This is a genomic window from Thermoleptolyngbya sp. PKUAC-SCTB121 (assembly GCF_016919485.1).
Taxonomy (GTDB): Bacteria; Cyanobacteriota; Cyanobacteriia; order Elainellales; family Elainellaceae; genus Thermoleptolyngbya; species Thermoleptolyngbya sichuanensis.
Map to the genome: position 1 here is coordinate 2,219,466 of NZ_CP070366.1, position 24,081 is coordinate 2,243,546.

General features: G+C 58.1%; 18 protein-coding genes and 1 pseudogene. 7 read left to right on the forward strand and 12 right to left on the reverse strand.

Features of this window, described 5'->3' with window-relative positions; all coding sequences use genetic code 11:
* Window positions 1-273: 273 nt before the first annotated feature.
* Window positions 274-885 (reverse strand): hypothetical protein, encoded by a 612-nt coding sequence (locus JTM80_RS09330; RefSeq protein WP_205371045.1) that lies wholly within the window; start codon window positions 883-885, stop codon window positions 274-276.
* A 444-nt stretch (window positions 886-1,329) separates the two neighbouring features.
* On the opposite strand from JTM80_RS09330, the gene JTM80_RS09335 reads away from it, so the two are divergent.
* Window positions 1,330-2,589 (forward strand): inorganic phosphate transporter, encoded by a 1,260-nt coding sequence (locus JTM80_RS09335; protein WP_205371046.1) that lies wholly within the window; start codon window positions 1,330-1,332, stop codon window positions 2,587-2,589.
* A 226-nt stretch (window positions 2,590-2,815) separates the two neighbouring features.
* Here JTM80_RS09335 and JTM80_RS09340 read toward each other — a convergent pair.
* A pseudogene (locus JTM80_RS09340) lies at window positions 2,816-3,058 on the reverse strand (hypothetical protein); the annotation flags it as partial.
* A 478-nt stretch (window positions 3,059-3,536) separates the two neighbouring features.
* Here JTM80_RS09340 and JTM80_RS09345 point away from each other — a divergent pair.
* Window positions 3,537-5,132 carry a NupC/NupG family nucleoside CNT transporter gene (locus tag JTM80_RS09345; protein ID WP_172358344.1) on the forward strand — a complete coding sequence of 532 codons (1,596 nt, stop codon included), beginning with the start codon at window positions 3,537-3,539 and terminating at the stop codon, window positions 5,130-5,132.
* A gap of 92 nt (window positions 5,133-5,224) precedes the next feature.
* On the opposite strand, the gene JTM80_RS09350 is transcribed toward JTM80_RS09345, so the two are convergent.
* From JTM80_RS09350 to JTM80_RS09375, 6 genes are all read right to left on the reverse strand, one after another.
* Complete coding sequence (locus tag JTM80_RS09350; RefSeq protein WP_205371047.1) at window positions 5,225-5,926, reverse strand: triacylglycerol lipase; 702 nt, start codon at window positions 5,924-5,926, stop codon at window positions 5,225-5,227.
* Window positions 5,923-6,819 carry an alpha/beta fold hydrolase gene (locus JTM80_RS09355; protein WP_205371049.1) on the reverse strand — a complete coding sequence of 299 codons (897 nt, stop codon included), beginning with the start codon at window positions 6,817-6,819 and terminating at the stop codon, window positions 5,923-5,925. Before JTM80_RS09355 ends, JTM80_RS09350 begins: the two co-directional genes overlap by 4 nt.
* A gap of 169 nt (window positions 6,820-6,988) precedes the next feature.
* Window positions 6,989-9,796 (reverse strand): cation-translocating P-type ATPase, encoded by a 2,808-nt coding sequence (locus JTM80_RS09360; RefSeq protein ID WP_205371051.1) that lies wholly within the window; start codon window positions 9,794-9,796, stop codon window positions 6,989-6,991.
* A 482-nt stretch (window positions 9,797-10,278) separates the two neighbouring features.
* On the reverse strand, window positions 10,279-11,373 hold the full coding sequence (locus JTM80_RS09365) for a pseudouridine synthase (RefSeq protein WP_205371053.1): 1,095 nt from the start codon (window positions 11,371-11,373) through the stop codon (window positions 10,279-10,281).
* A 36-nt stretch (window positions 11,374-11,409) separates the two neighbouring features.
* Complete coding sequence (locus JTM80_RS09370) at window positions 11,410-11,709, reverse strand: AzlD domain-containing protein (protein ID WP_172358341.1); 300 nt, start codon at window positions 11,707-11,709, stop codon at window positions 11,410-11,412.
* A gap of 235 nt (window positions 11,710-11,944) precedes the next feature.
* Window positions 11,945-12,328 (reverse strand): gamma-glutamylcyclotransferase, encoded by a 384-nt coding sequence (locus JTM80_RS09375; protein WP_172358340.1) that lies wholly within the window; start codon window positions 12,326-12,328, stop codon window positions 11,945-11,947.
* A 295-nt stretch (window positions 12,329-12,623) separates the two neighbouring features.
* On the opposite strand from JTM80_RS09375, the gene JTM80_RS09380 reads away from it, so the two are divergent.
* The 3 genes from JTM80_RS09380 to JTM80_RS09390 all read left to right on the forward strand — a co-directional run bounded on the left by JTM80_RS09380 (window position 12,624) and on the right by JTM80_RS09390 (window position 14,736).
* A complete protein-coding gene (locus JTM80_RS09380) occupies window positions 12,624-13,493 on the forward strand; it encodes a DUF928 domain-containing protein (protein WP_172358339.1) in 870 nt (289 codons plus the stop codon).
* A gap of 262 nt (window positions 13,494-13,755) precedes the next feature.
* Window positions 13,756-14,235 carry a CRR6 family NdhI maturation factor gene (locus JTM80_RS09385; protein WP_172358338.1) on the forward strand — a complete coding sequence of 160 codons (480 nt, stop codon included), beginning with the start codon at window positions 13,756-13,758 and terminating at the stop codon, window positions 14,233-14,235.
* Between the two features lie 273 nt (window positions 14,236-14,508).
* Window positions 14,509-14,736 (forward strand): hypothetical protein, encoded by a 228-nt coding sequence (locus JTM80_RS09390; RefSeq protein ID WP_172359095.1) that lies wholly within the window; start codon window positions 14,509-14,511, stop codon window positions 14,734-14,736.
* Window positions 14,737-14,773: 37 nt separating this feature from the next.
* Here the strand turns inward: JTM80_RS09390 and JTM80_RS09395 are convergent, their stop codons facing one another.
* Both JTM80_RS09395 and JTM80_RS09400 read right to left on the reverse strand, forming a co-directional pair.
* Window positions 14,774-15,238 carry a hypothetical protein gene (locus JTM80_RS09395; protein ID WP_205371055.1) on the reverse strand — a complete coding sequence of 155 codons (465 nt, stop codon included), beginning with the start codon at window positions 15,236-15,238 and terminating at the stop codon, window positions 14,774-14,776.
* A 135-nt stretch (window positions 15,239-15,373) separates the two neighbouring features.
* Complete coding sequence (locus JTM80_RS09400) at window positions 15,374-16,903, reverse strand: site-2 protease family protein (protein ID WP_172358336.1); 1,530 nt, start codon at window positions 16,901-16,903, stop codon at window positions 15,374-15,376.
* A gap of 1,067 nt (window positions 16,904-17,970) precedes the next feature.
* On the opposite strand from JTM80_RS09400, the gene JTM80_RS09405 reads away from it, so the two are divergent.
* Complete coding sequence (locus JTM80_RS09405; protein ID WP_172358335.1) at window positions 17,971-18,651, forward strand: MBL fold metallo-hydrolase; 681 nt, start codon at window positions 17,971-17,973, stop codon at window positions 18,649-18,651.
* 112 nt (window positions 18,652-18,763) lie between these two features.
* Here JTM80_RS09405 and JTM80_RS09410 read toward each other — a convergent pair whose 3' ends face one another.
* Window positions 18,764-19,576, reverse strand: a complete 813-nt coding sequence (locus JTM80_RS09410) for an HAD family hydrolase (protein ID WP_205371057.1) — start codon at window positions 19,574-19,576, stop codon at window positions 18,764-18,766.
* Window positions 19,577-20,229: 653 nt separating this feature from the next.
* On the opposite strand from JTM80_RS09410, the gene JTM80_RS09415 reads away from it, so the two are divergent.
* Entirely contained in the window at window positions 20,230-23,178 is a 2,949-nt protein-coding gene (locus tag JTM80_RS09415; RefSeq protein ID WP_172358333.1) for a PAS domain S-box protein, read from the forward strand.
* A 1-nt stretch (window position 23,179) separates the two neighbouring features.
* On the opposite strand, the gene JTM80_RS09420 is transcribed toward JTM80_RS09415, so the two are convergent.
* A complete protein-coding gene (locus tag JTM80_RS09420) occupies window positions 23,180-23,938 on the reverse strand; it encodes a hypothetical protein (RefSeq protein ID WP_172358332.1) in 759 nt (252 codons plus the stop codon).
* Window positions 23,939-24,081: the final 143 nt, after the last annotated feature.

Below are 24,081 nucleotides of genomic sequence, written 5' to 3' on the forward strand. Positions count from 1 at the left end.
TACGCTATTCGTACGCTGTTCTTGGAGTCGGCGATTCCCAATTGAGCAGGTTGCAGTGGGGGTTGCAAAGTGGATAACTTAGTGTATCCAAAAGCGAACAATTTCTATCAATTTTCCTGATCCAATCTTGATTGATTTGCTTTTTGCCGTGTCAACTCCGCCTCTTCTTCACAGTCTCGCTGCTGAGGCAAGGCTATTCCTTTGGCAGGGAACGGGATATTTGAGGGACGCTGTGACCCGTTCGCGCCCGCGTTCAGCAAAACGGTAACAAGGTTATCTCTTTCGCTTTTTGCGTTTTTGCTCGGAGGTTGACGACTTCTGAGTTGGAGCGATATCGGTTGCTCTTAGCGGGGGTGTTTCGGGTTCATCGAGCAGGTAGGCGATGACATTTTCGACAGAACGGTTTGAGGCGGAGTGATTTGCAGGGGGGCGGTTTGCAGGGGCTTCTGCGGGGGGTGTGGGGTCTGGGGGTGAGATCGCAGGTGCGGCGGGGGCGATCGCACGGGCCTGCTGTTTGGGTTTCTGTCCAGCGGGCCTGGAGCGCACGGGCGCAGTCCGAGATGCAGCCGACTGCTTGAGCCGGGTCAGGTAATAGCGCAAAGACGACGGGGAGACGGGAATTCCTGCCTGGTTGAGCAGCGCAGCCACATCTTCCTGGCTATAGCCTTTGTCGAGGGCGGCGAGGATCACGTCTTGCAGCAGGGCGATCGCCTCTCGAATTGACCACTCCTTTGCCGGTTCGGGGGGGGTGTCGGGGAGCGCAGTCAACGCCTGACTCGCCCGCTTGAGCGATCGCCGAGGCACCGCAGCCGGAGAGGTTGCGCTGCTCGAAGACGACTTACGGGTTGACTTGGTTTTTCGAGTCACGCCGAAACCCAGAGACACGGGGGAGAAACTGCCCCTTACGTTAACGCTGAATCCTGAAATTGTGAGAGCTTAAGGGGGGTTATTTGCAATTCTCAATAATGTTGTCGGAATATTTCGAGGTCAGGCATTGCACCGATTCTTGATTGGGACTTACGCAGTTGGACGATTTCTTGCAGGCGTAGCCCGCGAGAAATCGTCCAAAGTCCAGAAAACTTATCGAAAGTGCGTAAGTCCTGTGGATTTGGGATTCTTGATTTTGGATGGGCGATTTTGGACGGGGGTCGGGCATCTGCGGGGCTTCCAGTCATCTCATTCTTAGCGAGACTCAGAAGAATTGATGCTGGAAAGTCTGTGAGGAGTGATTGACCGCCTATAGACAGCCGTCTTGTCATTGTTAAGCCATTAAGCCGTTAAGCCATTAAGCCATTAAGCCATTAAGCCGTAGCGTGGAGCGCAAGCAGCGTGATTTGGATTGTGATTGCCAGTGGATTAGCCCTGTACGTTGCCTGGAACCTGGGCGCGAACGATGTGGCGAATTCAATGGGCACGTCGGTTGGATCGGGAGCGGTGTCGCTGCGGCAGGCATTGGCGATCGCCGGAGTGCTGGAGTTTGCAGGAGCAGTGCTGTTTGGGCGGCGAGTGGTGGACACGTTGGCCAGCGACGTGGTCAGTCCAGATCAGTTCACCGATACGCCCCAGGTTTTGGTGCTGGGCATGGTGTCTGTGCTGCTGACTTGCGGGCTGTGGCTTAATCTGGCCACGCGGCTGGGGCTGCCCGTCGCGTCGTCTCATGCCGTTGTGGGGGCGATCGCCGGGTTTGGCTGGGCGGCATCCGGTCTGCATTCCGTGAACGGGTCCCTGCTGGGTCAAATTTCCCTCACTTGGCTGGTCACGCCGCTAATTAGCGGGGCGATCGCCGCTGGGGTTTATACCGTTCTGCGGCGCGGCATCTTGCAGGCTCCGCAGCCGCTCCAGCAGACCTATGAATGGCTACCCTGGCTGAGTTTGGTGCTGGTCAGCGGGTTTGGGCTGATTGTGCTGCCTGGGCTGCAACCTGCCATTTCAGCCCAAATTAACCTACCGCCCCACACGCTGGCGCTGGCCACCGGGGCGATCGCCACTCTGGGCCTTAGCGCGATCGCCGCTTGTCCGGTGGCGTTGTCTGATGGGCCAAATCCTACCGAAGACAATGGGGAGGGGATTGCCATTAAGCCTGCCAATCCCGTTGAGCAGATCATGGCGCGATTCCAGTTGATCAGCGCGTGCTTTGTCGCCTTTGCCCACGGCTCAAACGATGTCGGCAATGCGATCGCGCCCTTGGCGACAATTGTCCACCTGACGCAGCCTGCCGGGGATGAGGCAATCCTACCGCTGTGGATTTTGGGGCTGGGGGCGCTGGGCATGGTGGGTGGGCTGGCGGTGTGGGGGGGGCGCGTCATCGCCACCATCGGCGAAGGCATTGTCGCGCTGCGACCCAGCAGCGGCCTCTGTGCAGAACTGGCCACCGCCGCGACCGTGCTGATCGCCTCGCGGGTGGGACTGCCCGTGTCTACGTCCCACGCGCTGGTCGGCGCAGTCGTGGGGATTGGTCTGTCCCAGCGCAACAGCCAGATTCACTGGAGCATGGTGCGTCAGATCGGTCTGGCGTGGGTGGGCACGATTCCGCTTTGTGGCGGACTGGCCGCTGCAATTTTTTGGGGATTAATCAGCCTAACGCATTGATGCAGCTTTTTCACCCTCATTCTAAATCCCGCTCTCAGAGCGGAAGAGGGATTTCGATCCGGCTTCTCGCGTGACGGATCTGACTCCCCTGCTTCTTCAACTACTCACCTTGCAACTATTCACCTTGCAACTACTCACCTTGATAAACGTCGGGCAGGTCGTCAAATCCGCCCAGCAGGTAGTCGGGAAACAGGGTCGGCGTGGTGTCGGGGCGATCGCCCTGCGATTCTAGCGGCGTGAGGTCGGTGGGTGGGCGATCGCTGCTCCAGGCCCACCAGGCCGTCCCGCAGGCGCAGTGATAAAATTCCTGCCACTTGCGGCGATGGTCATGGGTAAAGACGGGCGATCGCCGATTAATCCACACTTGCTGCGCTTCGGAGCAGGACAAGCGGCAGCTTGGACAACAAAACTCAACGGCGTGAACTGCCGCCTCTGTCCAGTCGGGCGGCACGAGAGCAAAAGCGTCCATGAGCAGGTGTGGGAAAGGAATATCCCTATCCTATCCGACTCGTCAAGCGGCTGGATTTTCAGTGAACCCACACAGAAATTTTTATCCCTTTCCCCCCGTCTTATGTAAAATCCAAAGCGAGGCCGTCAGCAAGTTGCCCCATTTGGAATTGCGCGACCCACCGTGCGACCCACTGCGCGAGCAGGTCGTCCTATCGATTCTTCAGTTTGTGACCGAGCGGGTGATTGAGCGGGTGGTTTAGCGCAGTCTAGCGCGATGTGCAACTTTCAATCAGCCCTCCTGCTCCAAACTCTCCTCCCCAGTCGGGAGCAGGGGAGCAAGCGAGGCTTGAAGTCTCTCTCCTGCTCTGGGAGAGGGATGCAGGGTGGGGGGAATCGGCAAAGTTGCACATTGCGTCAGTCTAAATAGCTGCCTAAATAGCTGCATGTAGCCGCATGACCATGACGACCCGGATATCTCTCAGAGAGGACAACCTCAAATGTCGATTCTGAACTTAATCTCCTTCATTGGAATTTTCGGGCTGTGTGCAGTCGCGTGGCTGTTTTCCGAAAACCGCAATCCCAAATATTTCCCCTGGCGAGTGGTCATCTGGGGCATCTTGCTTCAGTTGATTCTGGGCTTTTTGGTGTTTGCCTTTCCGATTACGCAGCTTTTTCTGCAATGGTTTACCGATTTGCTGAACGTGATTTTTGACGCAGCCGACGCAGGCGCACGGTTTGTGTTTGGCAATCGGTTCGTGCCGCTGCCAGGTCAGGAGCCGCTGGTGCTGTCGCCCCTGCCTGCATCGGGCACCTGTGCGCCAGCGCAGCCGGGAGAGGTGCTGCCGGGGCTTTGCGGCATTCAGTTGGGGTATATCTTTGCGTTTCGAGCGCTGCCAGCGGTCATTTTCTTTTCGGGGCTGATGGCACTGCTCTATAACCTGGGGATCATCCAGGTTGTTACGAACTTTTTTGCTCGGATTTTCTATCGCGCGATGCGGCTGAGCGGGGCAGAATCCCTGAGCGGCGCGGCGAATATTTTTGTGGGCATTGAGGCGGCGATCGTGGTGAAGCCGTTTCTGGCCAGCATGACCCGCAGCGAGCTACTGGCGATTCTGGCCTGCTGCTTTGGCACGGCGGCCTCGTCTACGCTGGCCATTTACGTGAGCTTCCTGAAGCCTGTGTTTCCCAATATCCTGGGGCATCTGGTGTCAGCCTCGGTGATGGCGATTCCGGCATGTTTTGTGCTGTCGAAGATTTTGCTGCCGGAAAGGACCGTGCCCGTGACCGCAGGCGGCATCCCCGATGAGCGATCGCTCGATCAGGCGCTGAACGAAGAAGTGGAAGACTTTGAAGCAGGCGTGGCGCGGACGGAACCCGTGCATCAAGAAACCGTCGCGGGGGAACCGATTGAGCGGGTCAGTCCGCTGGATGCCGCCATTGTGGGCGCACTAGACGGGGTGAAAATGGCCGTGGCGATCGCCGCTGTGCTGATTCTGATCCTGGGTTTGGTGTATCTAGTCAACCAATTTTTTGGGGCATTGGCCAGTATTCCTGGCCCCATTGGCAACGTCTTTCAGGTGATTACGCTGCAAAACATCCTGGGGGCGCTGTTTTTGCCGCTGACAGTGCTAACGGGCGTATCGCTCGACTGGAGCGAACTCTGGGCTTCGTCGGTGATTATCGGTCGTCGCCTGTTTGAGACAGCGATTCCGCCCTACCAATCGCTGGCGGCTGCTTCGCGGGATGGCGTGTTGAGCGATCGCGCTTTGTTAATCGTCAGCTATGCCCTCTCTGGCTTCGCGCACCTGGCCTCGGTCGGCATCTTTGTCGGCGGCACCACAGCGCTGATTCCCTCTCGCCGCAAAGACATTTCCGAACTGGGCTGGAAGGCGCTGTTTGTGGGCACGCTGGCCACCATGATGATTGCCTGCGTGGCGGGCGTATTCGACACGGGCAACCCTAGCATCCTGGGCACACCCGACGAACCCGCGCCGCAGGCTACCCCCGCCAGCCCTGCCGCACCCAGTCCGGCGGCTCCCGCGCAGACCATCCCTGCGCCCCTTCCTGCTAGCCCCTCACCAACCACGCCCTAAAAGAACAGGACTTCCGCACTTGCGATAAGTGTTCTGGGTTTTTGGGAAGCTTTGACTTGATTTCCAGCCAAGCGGAGGCCGAGTCACAGGTTTTACGTCAGATATTTTGCCCACTGGCTTACGATTTCCGGCGAGCCGTACCAGAGCCGCCCCGGTCGCGGCGAATGAACGACATCCGGCAGGGTAATATTTTCCGCGCCTTCCAGGTGGGCTGCTTCGATGGGCGTAATGCCGTCGCCCCAGCAGCCGCCCACGCCGCAGGTCATTTCGTAGCTGCTGTGGGCAAACCAGGTTCCTGGTCGCCGCTGCCCATACACGGCCTTGCCCGCCACGCAGACATAGCGCACCTGCGGATAGAACGCGCCGGGATAGTGCGTTTTCACAAAGTCCAGGTTGCGCCGTGTCCAGCGCTCCCGGCTGATGTGGGGCGTGCCCAGCGTCACCAGTGTTGCCACCGAGGGATGCGCTTTCCAGAGGCAGGTCTTGCCCGCATCGCTGGGATGAATCTGGTACGGCACATCACCCAGATAGATCCGGGCAATCCATCCGCCTGCGGAATGACCAACCAAATTGAGGCGATCGCCCCCCGTTTCGGCCTGCACCAAGCGCACCGTCGCATCCAGCTTTTCCAAAATTGGAGTCATCGAGCGTCCGCCCAGCGTTGGCACCCAGTCTCGTCGCCGCAGGGGAACGGTCTTGGCCCAAATGCCCAGCCCTTCGAGCGCCCGTTCCATCTCCCGATAGGGCGCAGCATCGGCAAAGTACCCCGGCAAAATGACCGTCGGCAAACTCATCCCCGGTTCCCCGCGCTCAACCAGTCCAGCACCAGCCGATTCACCGTGTCGGGGCACTCGTCGTGGGGACAGTGGCCGGCCCCTGCAATAGGCGTGTATTGGACGCGATCGGGTTCGGCGGCCGCCAGTTCTCGGTAGATTTTGGAGCCTGTAATCGGAGTCCAGGGGTCGGCATCGCCCCACAGCACCAGGATGGGCTGATGCACGCGGGGCAGCAGTTCCGCAGGGCTAGGGCCGGGCGGAGCCGTGAGAATTGAGGCGAAGACCTTCTGTGCGCCGGGGTCGCAGGAGGGTTCGTAGATCAGTTCCACCAGTTCATCGGTGATGGCGGTGTGGTCGCGGTAGACTTGCATCAGAGTGCGGCGGATGCGCGGCTTTTTGCGGACTTGCTCAAACAAAAACGGCCCCACTAGTTCCGAACTCACCAGTTGGGTAAACACGCCCATCACCAGCCGCAGCGGTGGGTTTAGCTCCTCTGGGCGATGGTTTAGCCCGCCCGCTGCATTGAGCAAAACGACGCGCTGTACTAGATCGGGATAGTCGGCGGCCATCATCAGGCTAAGCAATGCGCCGATGGAGTTGCCGACAAACACAGCCGGTGCGCCAATGTGGGCGGCCCAGAAGTCTTTGAGCAGGGCTTGCCAGAGTTCCAAACTGTAGGCGATCGCCGGCTTACTCGATCCGCCAAAGCCTAGCAGATCCAGCGCAAACACGCGATAGCCCGCCGCCGCCAGCACGGGGATATTGTTGCGCCAGTGCCCAATTGCTGCGCCAAAGCCATGAATCAGCACCATCGGCTGACCCGCGCCCTGCACAGTGTAGCGGATAGTGTGGCCCTGCCAGTCCCAGTTGAGCCGTTCGAGGGGTTGGGGTGCGGTGAGTTGAGAAGTCACAGATAAGAGGCTACGGAGAATATTGAAGTTTTCTTAACTTCTTCTATCATAAAGGCTTTATCGCCTAGCCCGTGTCCTCACCCGCTTCTGCAACCTTCCCTCTTCTTTTTTCCTTCTTCCCTCTTCTTTTTTCCTTCTTCCCTCTTCTTTTTTCCTTCTTCCCTCTTCTTTATTGCCCCGCCCACTTCCTCACCAGCTTCTGCAACTCTACTGCCCAAAAGCCGATCGTGCTGACCCCCACGCAGGCCCACAACTCAACGCCTGTGAGCGGCTGAGTTTCAAACCAGCGCTGGAGGACTGGCAGCGTCATCACTAGCATTTGTAGCCCAAAGGTGAGCAGCACCGCGCCCAGCATTGGCTTGTTGCTGAGCAGCCCAATTCGCGCTAGCAGGCGCTGTTCCGACCGCATCGCCAGGGCCAGCCAGATCCGAGAAAACGCCAGCGTCGCAAACACCATTGTTTGCCAGTTGGGGCGGCCCGTAGACCAGGCCCAATAGCCAAAGCCGAGGAAGGTAATGCCCATGAGGATGCCGATCCACACAATATCGCGCCCCACGCCCCGACTAAATACACTTTCGCCCGGCGGATAGGGCGGACGCTGCATCACGTTTTTCTCGGCAGGTTCCACGCTCAACGCCAGGGCCAGCAGCCCGTCTGCCAGCAGGTTGATCCAGAGAATCTGAATGGGTCGCAGGGGCAGGGGCATGGCAATCAGCGGAGCCAGCAGCATCAGCACCACGCCGCTGACATTGCCCGTCAGGTTGTAGCGGATGAACTTGCGGATGTTGTCGTAGATGACGCGCCCCTCTTCGACCGCTGCGACGATGGTGGAAAAGTTGTCATTCAGCAGCACCATGTCTGCCGCTTCTTTGGCGACATCGGTGCCCGTAATGCCCATTGCCACGCCGATGTCTGCCTTGCGCAGGGCCGGCGCATCGTTTACCCCGTCGCCCGTCATGGAGACAATTTCGCCGCGATTTTTCAGGGCTTCCACAATCTTTAGCTTTTGCTGGGGCGAGACGCGGGCATAGACCGACACCTCGCCCACCTGCTGCTCTAGTTCCTCCGTGGAAAGCTGGTTAAGCTGCTGCCCGGTCAGGTATTTGTCGTTGGTGGCAATTTCCAGATCGCGGGCGATGGTGCGGGCCATTAGGGGATGGTCGCCTGTGATCATGACCGTGCGGATGCCTGCTGCGTTGCAGGTTTGCACGGCGGTTTTGGCTTCGGGCCGCGCCGGATCGAGCATTCCCACTAGCCCCACCATCACCAAGTCTTGCTCGACTTCTAGTTCTCGACCCGGAGGCGGCAGTTCGTCTAGCAAGCGAAAGGCCACACCGAGGACGCGAGTGCCCATGCTGGCCAGCCGGTCGTTATCTTGCAAAATGCGATCGCGCATGTTGGCATCAAGCGGCTTTTGCCCGTTGTCCCAAATGCGGGTAGACACCTCTAGCATTCCGTCGATCGCCCCTTTGGTGAAGGCAATGTAGGGCGCATTGGGCAGCTTGACCAGGCTCAGCACCAGCTTGCCCACATCGGAAGACTCCCACCCCTGGCGATCGCCCCACTGGTGGATCGTCGTCATCCGTTTGCGGTCGGAGTCGAACGGTGCTTCGGCAACGCGAGGCAGTAGCACTTCTAGTTCTTCTTTGCTCAGGCCCAGACGATCGGCTGCGACCACCAGGGCGATTTCCGTCGGGTCGCCCAGCGCCTTGTCTTTGCCGTCCTCATCTTCTTTGACCAGCGCGTTGTTGCAGAGGGCGCTGCCTCCCAGCGTCAGGGCGATCGGCGCACTCAGCGGCACGCCGTCTCCGGGGCGAAAGATGGACTTGTTGCCATCTAGCCGGGAGGTAATTTCGGCAAAGGATTCGCGCAGTTCCACCTGTTCGCCTGCCAGCGCCAGGATTTTCACCGTCATGCGGTTTTCCGTCAGCGTGCCCGTTTTGTCGGAGCAAATTGTGGTGACGGAGCCGAGGGTTTCCACCGCAGGCAGCTTGCGGATCAGGGCTTGCCGCTTCAGCATCCGCCGCGAGCCGATGGCCAGGGCGATCGTCACCACAGCGGGCAACCCTTCGGGAATAATCGCCACGGCCAGACTGACCGCCGTCAGGAACAGATCTTCTACATTGCCTCCCCGCGCCAGACCAATAGCAAACATGAGGGCCACCAGCGCAAGAGCGGCGATCGCCAGCCGCTTGCCCAGTTGATCGAGGCGCTTTTGCAGGGGCGTTTGCTCCGATTCCACAGACTGGATCGAGTCGGCAATTTTGCCCAGTTCTGTGTCCATGCCCGTCGCAACCACCAGCCCACGCCCGCGTCCGTAGGTGACAACCGTGCCCATGTAGACCATGTTGCGGCGATCGCCCAGCGACAGATCTTGCCCGTCGATCTTGGCCACCTGCTTTTCTACCGACTCCGACTCGCCCGTGAAGGCGGCTTCCTGAGTCCGCAGGTTGGTGCTTTCTAGCAGGCGACAGTCTGCTGGAACCTGGTCACCGTCCTCTAGCTGGACGATGTCGCCCACGACCACTTCTCGCGCCAAGATCTGCTGCCACTCGCCATCGCGCAGCACCCGCGCCTTGGGAACCGCCATTTTTCTCAGCGCTGCAAACTCTTTGCCAGCCCGATATTCCTGCGTAAAGCCCAGCACCGCGTTGAACACCACGATCGCTAGAATCGCCAGCGCGTCTTCAAAATCGCCCAGCAGCGCCGAGGCGATCGCCGCCACAATCAGCACCACCACAGTCGTTGCGGTGATCTGTTCCCACAGCATCCGCAGCACGCTTTTGGGCGGCGGCTCGGCCAGTTCATTTGCGCCATCTTGAGAGAGGCGATCGCTCGCTACAGCCTGACTCAGCCCTTTGCGCGGGTCGGTTCCGATCTGGCTCAGTGCCTCCTGCGGCTCTAGTGCATACCACCGTGTCCCGTCTCCCGTTCCCCTTCGCGTCAGCGCATAGTCCGGTCGATTGCCTCTACTCATAGCAAGCCTGCACCATTTGCCCGATGGGCCTAAAAGTCAATTTCGAGAATTCAAGAACACAGATTTCACAACACAAATTTCACAACACAAATTTCACAACACAAAAACCAGGTACGACCGGATACGAAGAATCATAGAGAGTGGGATCGTCTGCCCCAGCCATGCCATGCAGTTTGACAGCCGCACCGTCTGATGCACCGCACTGACTGCTGATAGGAGTTCCCCCAATGGCGCTACGGATGAGATGGCTGAAAGCCCCGCAGATGCCCGACCCGCCATCCAAAATTACCCATCCAAAATCGCAAATCCAAAATCCAAAATCGGCATAACATCCATATCTCATAGCACCAATCAGCATTCATAGCATCAATCGACAGATTGAGAGAGTATTTGACAAATCATGTTCTGAACCGTTGGTATGAAGGACTGGGCGTGAAGGACTGGGCGTGAAGAATTGGGCGAGGAGGGATTCAAACAATCCCTTAACTGCGTGCAAAGGGTGCAGGAAGCGTGAACCTCATGGGCTGCGCGTAGGTGGGATGCAAAAACGTGAGATGGTGAGCGTGCAGGCAATAGCCACAGTCGCCAGGAACGGGCAGTTTTTCATCAGACGCTTCGGTCGTTTCGGCTTCCATGTCAAAGGTGCGGGGCGTGCCGCCAGGAGCGTAGAGCGGGTCACCCAGCAAGGGATAGCCCACCGCCGCTAGGTGAATGCGAATCTGGTGGGGGCGGCCGGTGAGGATGGTCATCTCGACGAGGGTGCGATCGCCCTGCCGCTGCAAAACCTGTCCTTCGCTGTAGGCAGGCAAACCGTTAGGCGCAGCACCATACACGTAGCCGAGAACCGGATGGGACAACTTGCCGATGGGCTGAGTAATGGTAAAGCGATCAGGCAGATCGCTAGGGCCGACTAGCGCAAGATAGGTTTTTCGTAAGGGGCGATCGCCCAGATTCTCAGATTGGAGAATATCCGGGGTATACCAACCAGAATTCAGGTGTGAACGCCGGGGCGAACCAGAGGGAGAACTGGAGGGCGAACCGGGAGGAGAACTAGAGGGCGAACATAAATCCGCAATGAACTGTAACAAGATCTCTGCCTGTCGCGTCTGGTCGCGCATCTGCTGGCTGAGGCGAGATTTTGCGGCGGGCGATCGCCCCAGCAGCACCAAACCAGAAGTCCCCCGTCCCAGACGATGGACGGGCGTTGGCGGGTTCTGCGGGTAGCGCTGCTGCAACTGCCCCAGCAGTGTATGTTGCAAAAAAACGCCCCCCGGCAGCACAGGCAACCCCGACGGCTTCGCCACCACCAGCACGTCCGCATCTTCATGCAAAATGTCAAACGCCAGCGGTACGTCGGGTTCCTGCCATGGGGGACGATGGTATGCAAGCTGCTGCCCCAGGCACAGCACATAGTCTGCCGAAACTGGCTGACCATTCACCAAAACCTGCCCCTGGGCAATGCGGCTTTGCCACTCGTCGCGGCTGGAGTGCGGATAGCGCTGGCTGTAATAATCCAGGAGCGATCGCCCCACGTCGCGCCGCGCCACCTGCTCTCGATAGACCCAGCCCTGGTTCATAAGCTGCGTAGCAACAATAAGGCAAACAGCGCCAGATCACCAGGCAAGGGATGACACCATGCCAAACACCCCGCATCCCAGCAAAATACAGACCGCCAGTGGCCATTTGCACAGCGCTCCGCCCACCACCGCCAGTGTTGTCAAAATCGTTGCCACTGTTTCAGATGGTTGGCTCACCAATCCCATTACACTCGCCACCGCCATTGCCAAAATCACCGCTAGCGGCAGGTAAGCCAGCCATCGGGTGGGAACCCACGCTTCGGGTAGCCACACGCCCGCTGTTCGCATGAGAAACGTGCCAATGCCTGCAAGGAGGATGAGGACGGTGAGGGACATAACGGTGAGATATTGAAGACCGAGATGGGGGATGGGGTTGATTTTGGATTTTGGATTGGTGATTTTGGATGGCCAGTCCGAGTGGCTACGAGGCTTGCAGCGATTTATTGACAGCAGCGTTTGGGAGAACTGGCACGAGGCGCAAGGCCAGCGCTCTGCTCATCATCCTATTACCTTTAGGACTCACGCGGTCTTCCACCCAAAATCCAAAATCCAAAATCGCTCACTCCCTCCATCAATTGACCCGCTCCACATACGCCCGCCAGCCGCCATACTCTGTGATCTCCCGTTCCCCTTCGCACAGGTACGGTTCTCCCAGCACGCCCAGCACGTTTTCACCGTCGTCTAGTATGAGGCGGCCGATGCAGAGGCCGGGGGGTTCTTGCAGCAGGAGTAGGCCCAATCCGTCCGGGGGAACGTCCCAAACTTCGACGGCGATCGCCCGCCCCCCGTCGCGCACCCGCAGCATGGCCGGATGGCGATCGCCAATGCTCCACAGGCGATAGGCAGGCTCCGTTTTGGCCTCGCGGACGAAGGTAGCCCCCACTGCAAGCAGATTGCCATTGAGCGCCAGCCCCCGCATCAGCGTTCCATTGACCGCAAGAGGAATTCGTTGCATAGATACGGCTCTCTTCAAGGTTTTCTTTACAATCCCAGCATTTATCCAGGCTTACGGATTTTTTGTTGCAGAATAGCAGACTGACCTCTCAAACTTTTAGCAGAACTTTTGGCAGAACTTTTGGCAGAATAAGGCTGACGGGGATTATCCCCACGCGCATTTGTTCTGGAGGATGGCGATCGCCCCCATCGACCCGGCTCACCCTTCACTCAGCTCCTGCTCATTGACCGAATCAATGGGGTTGTCGAAACCTTTGCGACCTGAAACGCACTAGTCATCGGAACCGATTCATTAAATGCAGACTTTTTTATCATCGTCGATTCTGCTGATGGCGCTGTTGGGCGTGGGGGCCTTCTCCGAAAGCAGCACTGCTGAGGCGCGGGTTTTCCAAAATGCTGCGCCACCTTCCGTCTTGGACTCGTCTGCGCTATCCCGTCCAGCCTTCGATCCGCCTGTTCAGATCGCGCAGCTAGGATTTAGCGTGCGGCAGTCTCGCCCCGTCCGCAATCGCATTGGCGGCATCACGCGGGGCGGACAGGCGTGCAGCCCAGATGGAGCAACGGGGGTGCGGCTGCTGCCCCTGGTGCCGCCCACCGACCCGACTGCTGCCGAGCAGGGCAAGATCAACGTTGAGCCAACGGTTTCCGAGCAGCCGATGGTGTTTGTATATGTGCCGCAAACGGTGGCTCGGCAGGCGCAATTTTCGCTGGCGATCGCCACAGACACCCCTTCCGGACGCACCGTAGAGGAAGCGCTCTACGAATATCGCCTGCCGCTACCCCAAGAGCCTAGTATTATTGGCATTCCGCTGCGGCCGCTGGACGAGGGACGGCTCTATCACTGGGTGTTTCAGCTCCAGTGCGACCCGTCGGGCGATCGCTCTGGAGACGCGCTGACGGACGGCTGGCTCCAGCGGGTCGTCCCCAACAGCAGCCTCTCGCTGCGGCTCAACCGCGCCACGCCCCAAGAACTGCCCGCCCTCTATGCCCGGTCGGGCCTGTGGCAAGACACCGTAACCAGCCTGGGAACCCTGCGAGCCGCCACGCCCGATGATGCAGCGCTGATCGCCGACTGGGACAGCCTGTTGTCCTCCGTCAACCTGGACGACCTGGCCAACGTGCCGCTGCTGTTTCCCCCCGTGGAATACCGCTCCCTGCAAGAATAAGAGATACAGAACTGTCGTCATTTATGCTTGCTTAGGGCGTGCTTGAAAACCCTTTGATCCCCCCTTAGTCCCCCCTTAACAAGGGGGGAACTGGGCCAAACCGATCCGGAAGTCCCCCTTTTTAAGGGGGATTTAGGGGGATCGACTCAGGGCAATCAACGACCTAGAAAGTTTTAAAACAATGCCTAGTCATCTGCGTTGATCGCAGGCGTAAAAGAGATAAAAGTTCTACCCCTCTGCTCTACCCTTTTCGACACCTAACATGTCCCCCATTCTCACGATCACGGCCGACCAGATCAATCGCCTGGATCTCTCGCCTGCCACAGCGGCGATCGCCCCTTGGCTGGCTCAGCAGACCAGCGCCACGGCCCAGCCCAGCCTCCAACTCCAGTTCAAGATCGACATTCCCCGCGATCCCGACGACCCGCGAGAACTGTCGGAAATTCCCGAAGTGCGGCTGTGGTTTGTGCGGCTGGATGCGTGCTATCCCTGGCTGCCGCTGGTGCTGGATTGGGAAGCGGGTGAACTGGGGCGCTATGCGGCGATGCTGGTGCCGCACGAGTTTAGCCGGACGGAGGGCATCCGGTTCAACCCGGAGGCGCTGGAGCTATTTGTGATGAGCAAGATCTTTGCCGTGGCAGACTGGATGCAGCAGCACGGCGGCATCAGCCCCACCCGGCTCAAGTTCATGACCCAACTGCTGGGCTACGAGCTAGACGACGGCTTCTTTGAACTACTTTGAGTCCGGCAATCTACACTCCACAGCAAAACACTCCACAGCAAAACTTGGCTTGCACCGATTACAAAGTTTTGCTTGCGCCCATCCAATCTATCGACTATAGTCATCCATCAAGCTGTGAAATTTCCCTTGACCGCAGCTTTCTCCCCGAAAATTTGGCCGTTTCGTCGTTTACGGCATTGGCAGGTGTTCGCACCACCCACCAACGCCTGACCCATAGACAGTACGGAGCTGTCTCAGGGCTTTGCCGATTGTATAGCCGCCTTGAAACCTGCTTTGCGTCTTCCGCTGACGTGCGAATTGCCCCAGCGTCGGAGTCTGCGCCACTATATCGTCGGCCAGCCCGCAGACGCGCAACAGGCTATCGATCGCCTGCACTTGCTGCACTATGCCGAGCGCTTTGAGTGGACTCGTGCCCTAGATCTTCCGCAAAACGGCATTGTGATCAACGCGCTCTATCCGGGCGAAGTGCTGCGCTATCTGCGGCGCGATGTGCGGGCGTGAAAACGAGTCAGCAAAGCCCCTCAGACCGACCATTGCCTCAGTGAGGATGTTGCCCCTTCTGGATGGCGGCCCGCTCCTTGGCCAGCCGATCTACTGTTTCGCCTAGGGCGGCCGTCAGGCTCTTGCGGGTTTGGTCGTGGTCGGTCTGCTCGGCCCGCAGCGCTTGGGCCAGGCGATCGCACTCTACCAGGGCTTGCGCTAGGGCTTGCTGCAAAGATTCCAGCGTATCCAGTCTGGCGATTTTTTGGGCGATCGCCGGAGGCACGTCGCCCGTCAGCTTGGGCAAGGGGCTGCTCTGGGTCGTTTGCAGGCGCTCTTTCAAATCGGCGATCGCCCGCTGCGACAAGTTAGTTTCGGTGCGCCGCTGCTGAGCTTCTGTTTCGTATAGCCGCCGCCAGTTGGCCGCACTGCTCAGCGCCTCGTCTCGCTCTTTATAGGCGCTCTCCAGCTTATGCTGCAAATGCTTAATTTCAGCTAACCACTGCCGGACATCCTGACTCATGACTCAACGGCTCCTCCAACCTGAGTGGTAATGGGTGGACAAAAAATACGAAGACGAACATCGCCTTGTTTAATCAACGGGCAGTGCAGCATCAAAACCGCAAAGAACTAAAATTAACTAGAGTACATCAATCGTCTATCCGGCGATACCCAAAAGCTGGGACAGAACGGGCGGCGGCGGCAGCAGGATAATGACCAGTAGTGTCAATGCAGCCAACCCCAGAAAGTCGCGCAGGTTGTCCAATTCGCTCACATCATTAAGCGTTGGTGCATCCACCGCAGGTAGTAAAAATAACAGCACTGCCCACAGCAGGAGTTCTTGCTGCACCAGCGACAACAGCAGCACCAGCAGCCGCGCTACCTGCCCGATCAACGCTCCCATCCGCTGACCAAACATGGCGTGAACAATCTGCCCGCCATCCAGTTGTCCCACAGGCATCAGGTTGAGCGCTGTGATCACGATCCCAATGCACCCCGCCACGGCCACCGGATGCAGCCGCAGCGCCGTGTCTGCTGTAAACGCGCTACCCAGCGCCAGCTTGCTCAGCACCGCTAGCAGCAGCGAACCGTGGGGATTAAACGACTCGAACCGGAAAAGACCCGACTCGGCAGTGCGCTGAATCGGCTGCGACTGCGCCAGCCCCCACAGCAAGATCGGCAGGCTAATCAAAAAGCTGACCATTGAACCCGTTAGCCCGATGTCGAACAGGGCGCGACGATGGGGAACGGGCGATCGCCGCTGGAGCAGCGCCCCAAACGTGCCGAAGGGAAACACCGCCATCGGCGGCACGGGGATGAAGTAGGGATAGGACACGCGCAGCCCATAGCGACGCGCCACCCAGAAGTTTGCCAGTTCCCGCCCGCCCAAAATCAGCAAAATGGCGATCGCATAGGGCAGCCCCGTCAACAGCGTCGGCAGGTTAAAGCTGAGAGTGCTGGCTAGTGGCTCATCTGCTGCCACGCCTGCGGTAAAGCGCTCTGTCAGAATTGCCCCGCCTAGGCAGGTGGTGAGCAAAGTGGCCGCAAACAATCCGAGCGATCGCCCTAGTCGTCGTTCGGGTTTTCCGTCCGCCTGGTCTGCTTGGTCGCGCTGGGCCTGGGCATTGGGCACGAGGGCAAAGAAGGGTTTGCCGTTCAGCCCTTCTTGAAACAACACCAGGAAGCGATCGCCAAACTGGGCTTCAATATTTTCGCGAATCGTGCGATAGGCCACCTCCGGCGAACTCCGCAGTTGCCCGCGACAGATCAGCGCCTGCGGCCGATATTCCAAATTCTGCAAATAATAGACCGACCAGGGAAAGCAATTTTGCAACGTGGCTTCTTCCTGTCGATCGATCGGGCGCAGCGGCGCTTTGGGGTCTGGCTCTGGCTTTTGCGGCGATGGCTCGGCACCGGCCTCGTCCGCGGCGGGTCGAGGCGGGCGGCCCCACTGCACCAGCAGCCAGTACAGCACCGGGCTAATCAAAAATGGCCCAAACAGCAGCGTTGCGGGAATTCGAGCATCTGGCCCATTCAGCAAAATCCATCCCGTCCAGATTAGCGCAGGCAGCATCATCGCCAGCCACAGCAGCCAAATGGGGGTGCGCGTGATGCTGGACACGCTTCTCTGCACGATGTAGTAGGTAAATAGCCCAGTGATGCTGAGCAGCAGCAGCCAGAAAATCATAATGGGCTTCTCAGAAGCAGTTGAAAAAACGCCTATGAGCTTTCAAAGCTCTGGTAAACTAGGTGGTTTAACTTGCGGTTTTCACGGGTAGATCTCCAGGATACTCTGGATTCCTCGGTCTCGTGAAACACGATTGGAGTCACGCCAGGGTCAGCAAAAGGCTACCAGGCACACACCAGTCTTCCGTATTATTGAGCGGCGATGCGTTGATCCCCCCTAACCCCCCTTGAGCAAGGGGGGAACCGAACCCTAAGCACCCGAAGCAGGTCAGGACTGGCTCGGAAGTCCCCCTTACTAAGGGGGATTTAAGGGGGATCGAGTGGAGCCTTCCGCCTTGATAAGCTACTGTGTACACACCAGTCTTCCGTATTATTGAGCGGCGATGCGTTGATCCCCCCTAACCCCCCTTGAGCAAGGGGGGAACCGAACCCTAAGCACCCGAAGCAGGTCAGGACTGGCTCGGAAGTCCCCCTTACTAAGGGGGATTTAAGGGGGATCGAGTGGAGCCTTCCGCCTTGATAAGCTACTGTGTACACACCAGTCTTCCGTATTATTGAGCGGCGATGCGTTGATCCCCCCTAACCCCCCTTGAGCAAGGGGGGAACCGAACCCGAAGCGCCCGAAGCAGGTCAGGACTGGCTCGGAAGTCTCCCTTACTAAGGGGGATTTAAGGGGGATCGAGTGGAGCCTTCCGTCTTGATAAGCTACTGTGTACACGCAAGTCTTCTATTCTTGAGCGGCGATGCGTTGAGCCCCCCTTAACCCCCCTTGAGCAAGGGGGGAACCGAACCCGAAGCGCCCGAAGCAGGTCAGGACTGGCTCGGAAGTCTCCCTTACTAAGGGGGATTTAGGGGGATCGAGTGGAGCCTTCTGCAAAGAACCGAAAGATACGTAAGAGATGCGTCAGAGATGCGTATAAAACAGTTCATAAAAAGTAAGCGCTCTGTCCTTAGGTTTCCCAGAAGAACGGCCTAAAGACCTAAGGATAGCTCCCTTGTCGCTTCACTGCACCCTTATCTTCAATCCAATCTACTCATCCACCGCGTTTAACCCATCGCTTCTGCCCTATGTCTGTTGCTGTTCGTCCTGCTGCCACCAAGCCGCCGCGCCCTGTGTTGCCAGGAGTGTGGGCTTTTGCGCCAAATCGGGATGCCCTCGGCGGCACGGCCTATCTGCTGCAAGCGCCTGACGGCAACCTGCTGATCGATTGCCCTACATGGGACGATACTACTTGCCAAGCCCTGGCAGAATGGGGCGGCGTGCGCTGGCTGGTGCTAACCCATCGGGGGGCGATCGCCCATGTCTCTGACTTCCACAAAAGCTACGGCTGCGAAATCCTGATCCAGGAACAAGAAGCCTACCTGCTGCCGGGGCTTCCCGTCACGACGTTTCACCAGGAGCATGAGATCAGCCCTGCCGTTCAAATCCTCTGGACACCTGGTCATTCCCCTGGTTCCGCCTGTGTGTACACCCCGATGCAGGGCGGCGTGCTGTTTTCCGGTCGGCATCTACTGCCCGATCGCCAGGGCAATCCTGTGCCGCTGCGCCTGTCCAAGACCTTCCACTGGCCGCGCCAGCTTCGCAGTGTTGCAAAATTGCGCGATCGCTTTTCACCCGACACGCTCCAGCATCTCTGTCCGGGCGCAAACCTCGGCTTCCTGCGCGGCCAGCCCACCGTGACCCCTGCCTACGAAAAGCTCGCTGCCCTCGATTTGGAGGCTCTCCGTACCCAGCCTCCTGGACTGTAGACCCACCTGACCCTCGCCCCCAAGTTCTGACAGGGCGCATCCCTAGCTTTGATCTGACAAGTGGGGGAAATTTTGAGCGGGCGATCGCCCCTTATGCTGAACTCGGCAAGCGCTACGCAGGCAGCCATCCGGGAAACGCGCCGGCAAACTGCGCCAGAGAGATCAGGTGAATTTGTGGGTCTTGCTGGGCGGTGTCGCGCTCGGCGGCGGTGTTGTAGCCCCAGTCTGCCAGAAATAGCTGGACGGCTGCTAAATCGAGCTGGGGCTGAATCGCTTGCAGCGTCTTCAGGCGATCTTCTACAAACCAGATGGCGGGCGGTGTGCCGTCTTGCGTGTGCTGTTGGAGCAGGTCGCGCAGGGTTTGCGCCTTGGGCTGGCGGATCTCTTTGCCAATTAGGCGATCGCCCGGAAAGTCCACCCCCTGCTGCGCCAAAAGCTGCCGAATAAAGCGCGATTCCTTGGTGCTGATGATATACACATCCACGTCACTGCGAAGCACCTGCGCCACCCGTTCCACCACGCCCGGATAAAAGCGATGCTGGGCTAGCCAGGTGTCCAGATCGGCGGCGATCCACTCGTCGCGGCTGCCATCTAGGGCGGCGCTGAGGTCGGCCGGATTTAGCCCTTCCCGCTCGATCTGCTGCTTGGCCAGCGTGCCCCAGTGTGCCAGAATCTCGGCTTCGGAGATGCCCTGCAAGAGCGATCGCACGATCAGCGGCATTTCCCAGCCTGTTTCCACCACGGGCCGCGTGCGATAAAACGATTCTGCCAGTCCCGCAGGCGGCGTTTTCTCCTCTGGTGACCAGATGCGGCAATAGCCCCGCCACGCCGTTTGAAAATATTCAACCATGCCGTCGCACAGCACCCCGTCAAAGTCGAGCGCCAACAGCGTCGGCATGGCATCAGCTAGCACTGCATTGGACATAGAGCATACTGGGTAGGGCGTACTGGGTAAGGCTGACTAGATAGGGCTGACTAGATAGGGCTGACTAGATAGAGCATACTGGGTAGGGCTTTCCGAAAACACGACGGGTTGCAGCAGCCTGCGCCTGCGAGCGGCAGCCCTGTGCGAAGGTCGCAGCAAACCTGGAAGCGGCCAGATGCAAACTCAAGCGTCAGTCTATCGCAGATGAAATTGGGCATTGCGTAGTCAGGCAAACTGTAGTTGAGCCAAAACTCATGGCAAAGTAGGAGGAATTCGTCGATTTTGGGCTAAACGGGTGTGAGATCGAGGTCAATTTTGATTTAAGCATCGACATTAGGGATGAGTAAGGATCAGGATTGAGGGTCAATCAGGGTGCTGTGTGCAAAGGCTGCGAAAGCGGGCAGTTCGGGGCGGCTGAGGGCTGTCGGCCACCGAGCGATCGCCCCAGAGCCACAAGAACAGTTCGCGGTTCTTCAGAGCTGCAAGCGCAGCGCAAAGCCTCAGAACCTTGCAAAACGCTGTAAAATCTGAAGTCTTCGCTTTGAATTCTGGAGTGACGCAGCCAGAGCTTGTAGATTAGAAGGTTATTCGGAATTATCGAAACGTGGTCGAATAATTGCCGGAGGTTTGGCAAACAAACCCCTCTCTGCGCTATGGTTTCTGGGCTTGACTATCTTCGGGCACTGCGAGACTGCTGCCAAGACGAGGCCGCCTTTGATCGGTTAAAGGTGCTGCTCAACTTGGCAGATGACGCTGCACAGTCATTTGCTGCACAGTCATCTGTAGACGCTCATTCTGCGGAACAGCGCTACCGCGCCATGCTGGATGCCATTCCCGATCTCATGTTTCGGCTCGATCGCCAGGGATATTACCTGGATTTTGAGGGCAAACAGGTGGTAACGCTGCCCCGCGAGGCAATGCTTGGTAAGCACGTTACCGAAATTCTGCCACCGGATGTGGCGGAGGTTTGTCTGGCGGCGATTCGGCGGACGCTGGAAACTGGGCAACTCCAGACCTGCGCTTACCAGCTTTGGGTGGATGGAGCATTACGAGACTATGAGGCGCGGCTAGTGGTGAGTGGGAAGGACGAGGTGCTGTCGGTGGTGCAAGATGTGACCGATCGCCAGCGGGTAGAGTCAGACTTGCAGGCGAGTGAAGAGCGGCTCCGCTGCTTTTTTGAAGCGACATTTGAGGCGGTGATCATTCACAACTTTCAGCAGATTTTGGACGTGAACCCGGCGGCGGTGAAACTGCTGGGGTACTCAGCAGAAGAACTGATTGGGATGCCCGTGATTGATCTGATCGCGCCAGAGTCGCAGGAGATGGTGCGCGAAAAGTGGCGATCGCTCACCCGTCCTGAAGATTCCTACAGCTACGAAGCCACGGGTATCCGCAAAGATGGCAGTCGCTTCTTTGGCGTGGTGTTTGCTAAGGGCATTGAGTATCAGGGTCAGCGAGTGCGAGTTGCCAGTATCCGCAACATCACCGCCCGCAAGCAGGCCGAGCTGCGCTATCAAGCAATGCTGAATGCCATTCCAGATCTAATGTTTCGGATTAATCTAGACGGCATTTATCTGGACAGCAAGGCAGAGCGTGATAGCGACCTGTTGGTGCCTGCCAAAGATCTGGTGGGCCGGTCAATTTACGACGTGCTGCCCCATGATGTGGCAGAACAGCGGATGGAGTTTGTGCGGCGGGCGATCGCCACGGGCGAAATCCAGGTCTTTGAATACCAACTGCGGCTCAAGCATCCGTCGAAATATGCAGCCGACCAAAAGGACTGCGACCCCTATCTACGCGACTATGAAGCGCGAGTCGTGGTCAGCGGCGAAGACGAAGCGCTGGTGATCGTGCGCGACATCAGCGAACGCAAACGAGCTGAAGCCGCTCTCCGCCTGTCGGAAGAAAAATTCTCCAAGGCCTGGCGCTCTAGCCCCAACCCCATGAGCATCGCCACGCTGCTGGGTGGGCACATGATCGACTGCAACGACGGCTTTTTGGAGGTGATGGGCTATCGCCGCGATGAAGTGATCGGGCGACAGGTGCATGACCTGAAACTGTGGGCTCGACCGGGCGATCGCAACAAAGTCGTGGCGATGCTCCAGCGCGATGGCTCGGTGCATAACATCGAACACTACTTCTGCACCCGCAGTGGCGAAGTCCGCGAGGGGCTGTTTTCCGCTGAAATTATTGAAATCAACGGCGAACAATGCCTGATCGACACCATCGTAGACATTACTGAACTGAAGCAGGCCCAGGCGCAACTGCTGGCCACCACCGAGCGCGATCGCCTGCTGGGAGAAATCGCCCTCCGCATTCGCCAGTCGCTCGACCTGGAGCAAATCTTGAACACCACCGTAGAAGAAGTGCGGCGCGTGCTAAAGGCCGATCGCGTCACTATCGGGCTGGATCTGGACGATCGGCGCGGGCAGATCGTTGCAGAATCGGTCGATTCCTGCTGGCGCTCCATGAAGGGGCTAATCATCGAAGACATGGAGTATCTGGAGGAAACGCGGCAGGGCTTCACCAAGCACGAGGTCGAAGTGGTGAACGATGTGGCCGCCAGTCATCATCCCCGCGCAACTAGGGCGCTAACCGAGTTTCAGGTGCAGGCGTGGCTGGCCGTGCCGATTACGCTTGAGAAAGATCTGTTTGGGCTGCTGGTGGTGGATCAATGTGACGGTCCGCGCCAGTGGCGCACCGAAGAAATCGAGTTTCTAGCACAACTGGGCACCCAGGTCAGCATTGCCGTTCAGCAGTCTAGGCTCTACGAGCAGGTGCGCGAACTCAACACCGGCTTGGAGCAAAAGGTGCGCGAGCGGACGCTGGAGTTGCAGCAGAAAAACGAAGAACTGCTGGAGCTAAACGCGCTCAAGGATGAGTTTTTGAACGCCTTTTCTCACGACCTGCGAACGCCAGTGATGGGCATTTCGCTGGTGATTAACAACCTGCTAAACCAGCCAGGAGACACGATTCCCCTCAGCCGCGCCATGCTGGAGCGAATGCTGCAAAGCAACGATTATCAGCTTCAGTTGATTAAATCGCTGCTGGAGGCACACTCAGCCGAAACGCGGGGCGTGTCACTGAATTACGAACTGGTGCAACTAAGCCTGCTCATTCAGGTCATTGTGGAGGATTTGGAGCCGCTGGTGGCCAAAAACCACGCCACCCTGCGAAACGACGTGCCACCAGACTTACCGCTGGTCAATGCCGACTCGATGCAGATTCGGCGCGTGTTTGAAAACCTGATTACCAACGCGCTGAACCATAATCCCCCCGGAATTTGCATCACCATCAACGCCACGGTCGAGGGCGACTTGGTTCGCTTTACGATTCAGGACGACGGCGTGGGCATGGCTCCCGAAACGTGCGATCGCCTCTTTACTCGCTACAGCCGGGGGCCAAACTCGCGTCATTCTACGGGTGTTGGGTTAGGGCTATACCTGGCGCGGCAAATCATCACTGCCCACGGCGGACAGATCGGCGTGACCAGCACCCCCGGCAGCGGCGCAACCTTCTGGCTGACGCTGCCGCTGGCCATTCCCCCTGGCGCAAACCCAACCCCAGAAGATGAATTAGATGAGTTAGATGAGTTAGCGTGACCTACGCTCGCTCGGTCATGCGCGTGGTGCGGAAAGTGACATTCACGCCTTCATTGGATTGCTCCAGCACCAGCAGCGGCGTGGGTTTTGCTTTTTGATCCCAGTGAATCGAAGCAATGCGCCCTTGAATCGTCGGCTGCCAGTTGTCATCAGCCTGCTGGCTCATGTAGGTTTGCAGACATTCGATAATCTGGTTAATCGTGACCGAGGTGGGCTGGGTGGGCAGTTTCGCCAGCTTGATCTGGATGCGGAACAGCACGCCTTTTTTGCCGCCGGGAATGTCCGTCAGATCGTATTGAACATCGAAGATTTCATCCACCTGGCGCGGGGTGCTAGCAATGCCCAACGTTCCTTGCTCTGCTTGGGGCGGGCGCAGGGCAACGGTAATTTTTTCCTTGATCTTGATCTTGATCTGGTTGACGATGGCGAAATGGAATTGTTCTTCTTCCATTCGCAGCCGCAGATAGTCCAGGTTGAACTCGCGGGAATGCACCAGGTCGGGGTTTTTCTCCATCTTGCTGATGGTGTTGAGCGCCAGCTTCAGCTTTTTCTGAAGCTCCCGATTTTTGTATTCCTCGAAGCGCTTTTCTTTGCTGATCTTGTCGTAGGTAAACTTGCTGTAAGCCCCTAGCCCCAGCAAGAGCAGCAGCAGCCCACCGGACGTATACATCCAGAACTGTCCGGGCTGAGACGGCTGTGCGCTAGCTTGGGCAAGCGTCGGCTGAATGACGATAGACTGGGCTGAAACGTGGGCTGACATGGCAGGGCTAAATACAGGGCGTAAGGGATATGTATCGTGTCCTATTGGTTAGAGTGCCCCCTGATTCTGGCGATCGCGCTATCAAGCATCTCTCTTCAAGCGTCTACATCTTCAAGCTTCAGATATCAAGCTATCAGATATAT

Bases quoted from the DNA above. Each gene is read 5' to 3' on its own strand.
- JTM80_RS09345 (WP_172358344.1), top strand. From the start codon at position 3,537: ATGTCGATTCTGAACTTAATCTCCTTCATTGGAATTTTCGGGCTGTGT.
- JTM80_RS09350 (WP_205371047.1), bottom strand. From the start codon at position 5,926: ATGAGTTTGCCGACGGTCATTTTGCCGGGGTACTTTGCCGATGCTGCG.
- JTM80_RS09360 (WP_205371051.1), bottom strand. From the start codon at position 9,796: ATGAGTAGAGGCAATCGACCGGACTATGCGCTGACGCGAAGGGGAACG.
- JTM80_RS09365 (WP_205371053.1), bottom strand. From the start codon at position 11,373: ATGAACCAGGGCTGGGTCTATCGAGAGCAGGTGGCGCGGCGCGACGTG.
- JTM80_RS09370 (WP_172358341.1), bottom strand. From the start codon at position 11,709: ATGTCCCTCACCGTCCTCATCCTCCTTGCAGGCATTGGCACGTTTCTC.
- JTM80_RS09375 (WP_172358340.1), bottom strand. From the start codon at position 12,328: ATGCAACGAATTCCTCTTGCGGTCAATGGAACGCTGATGCGGGGGCTG.
- JTM80_RS09380 (WP_172358339.1), top strand. From the start codon at position 12,624: ATGCAGACTTTTTTATCATCGTCGATTCTGCTGATGGCGCTGTTGGGC.
- JTM80_RS09385 (WP_172358338.1), top strand. From the start codon at position 13,756: ATGTCCCCCATTCTCACGATCACGGCCGACCAGATCAATCGCCTGGAT.
- JTM80_RS09395 (WP_205371055.1), bottom strand. From the start codon at position 15,238: ATGAGTCAGGATGTCCGGCAGTGGTTAGCTGAAATTAAGCATTTGCAG.
- JTM80_RS09400 (WP_172358336.1), bottom strand. From the start codon at position 16,903: ATGATTTTCTGGCTGCTGCTGCTCAGCATCACTGGGCTATTTACCTAC.
- JTM80_RS09405 (WP_172358335.1), top strand. From the start codon at position 17,971: ATGTCTGTTGCTGTTCGTCCTGCTGCCACCAAGCCGCCGCGCCCTGTG.
- JTM80_RS09410 (WP_205371057.1), bottom strand. From the start codon at position 19,576: ATGTCCAATGCAGTGCTAGCTGATGCCATGCCGACGCTGTTGGCGCTC.
- JTM80_RS09415 (WP_172358333.1), top strand. From the start codon at position 20,230: ATGGTTTCTGGGCTTGACTATCTTCGGGCACTGCGAGACTGCTGCCAA.
- JTM80_RS09420 (WP_172358332.1), bottom strand. From the start codon at position 23,938: ATGTCAGCCCACGTTTCAGCCCAGTCTATCGTCATTCAGCCGACGCTT.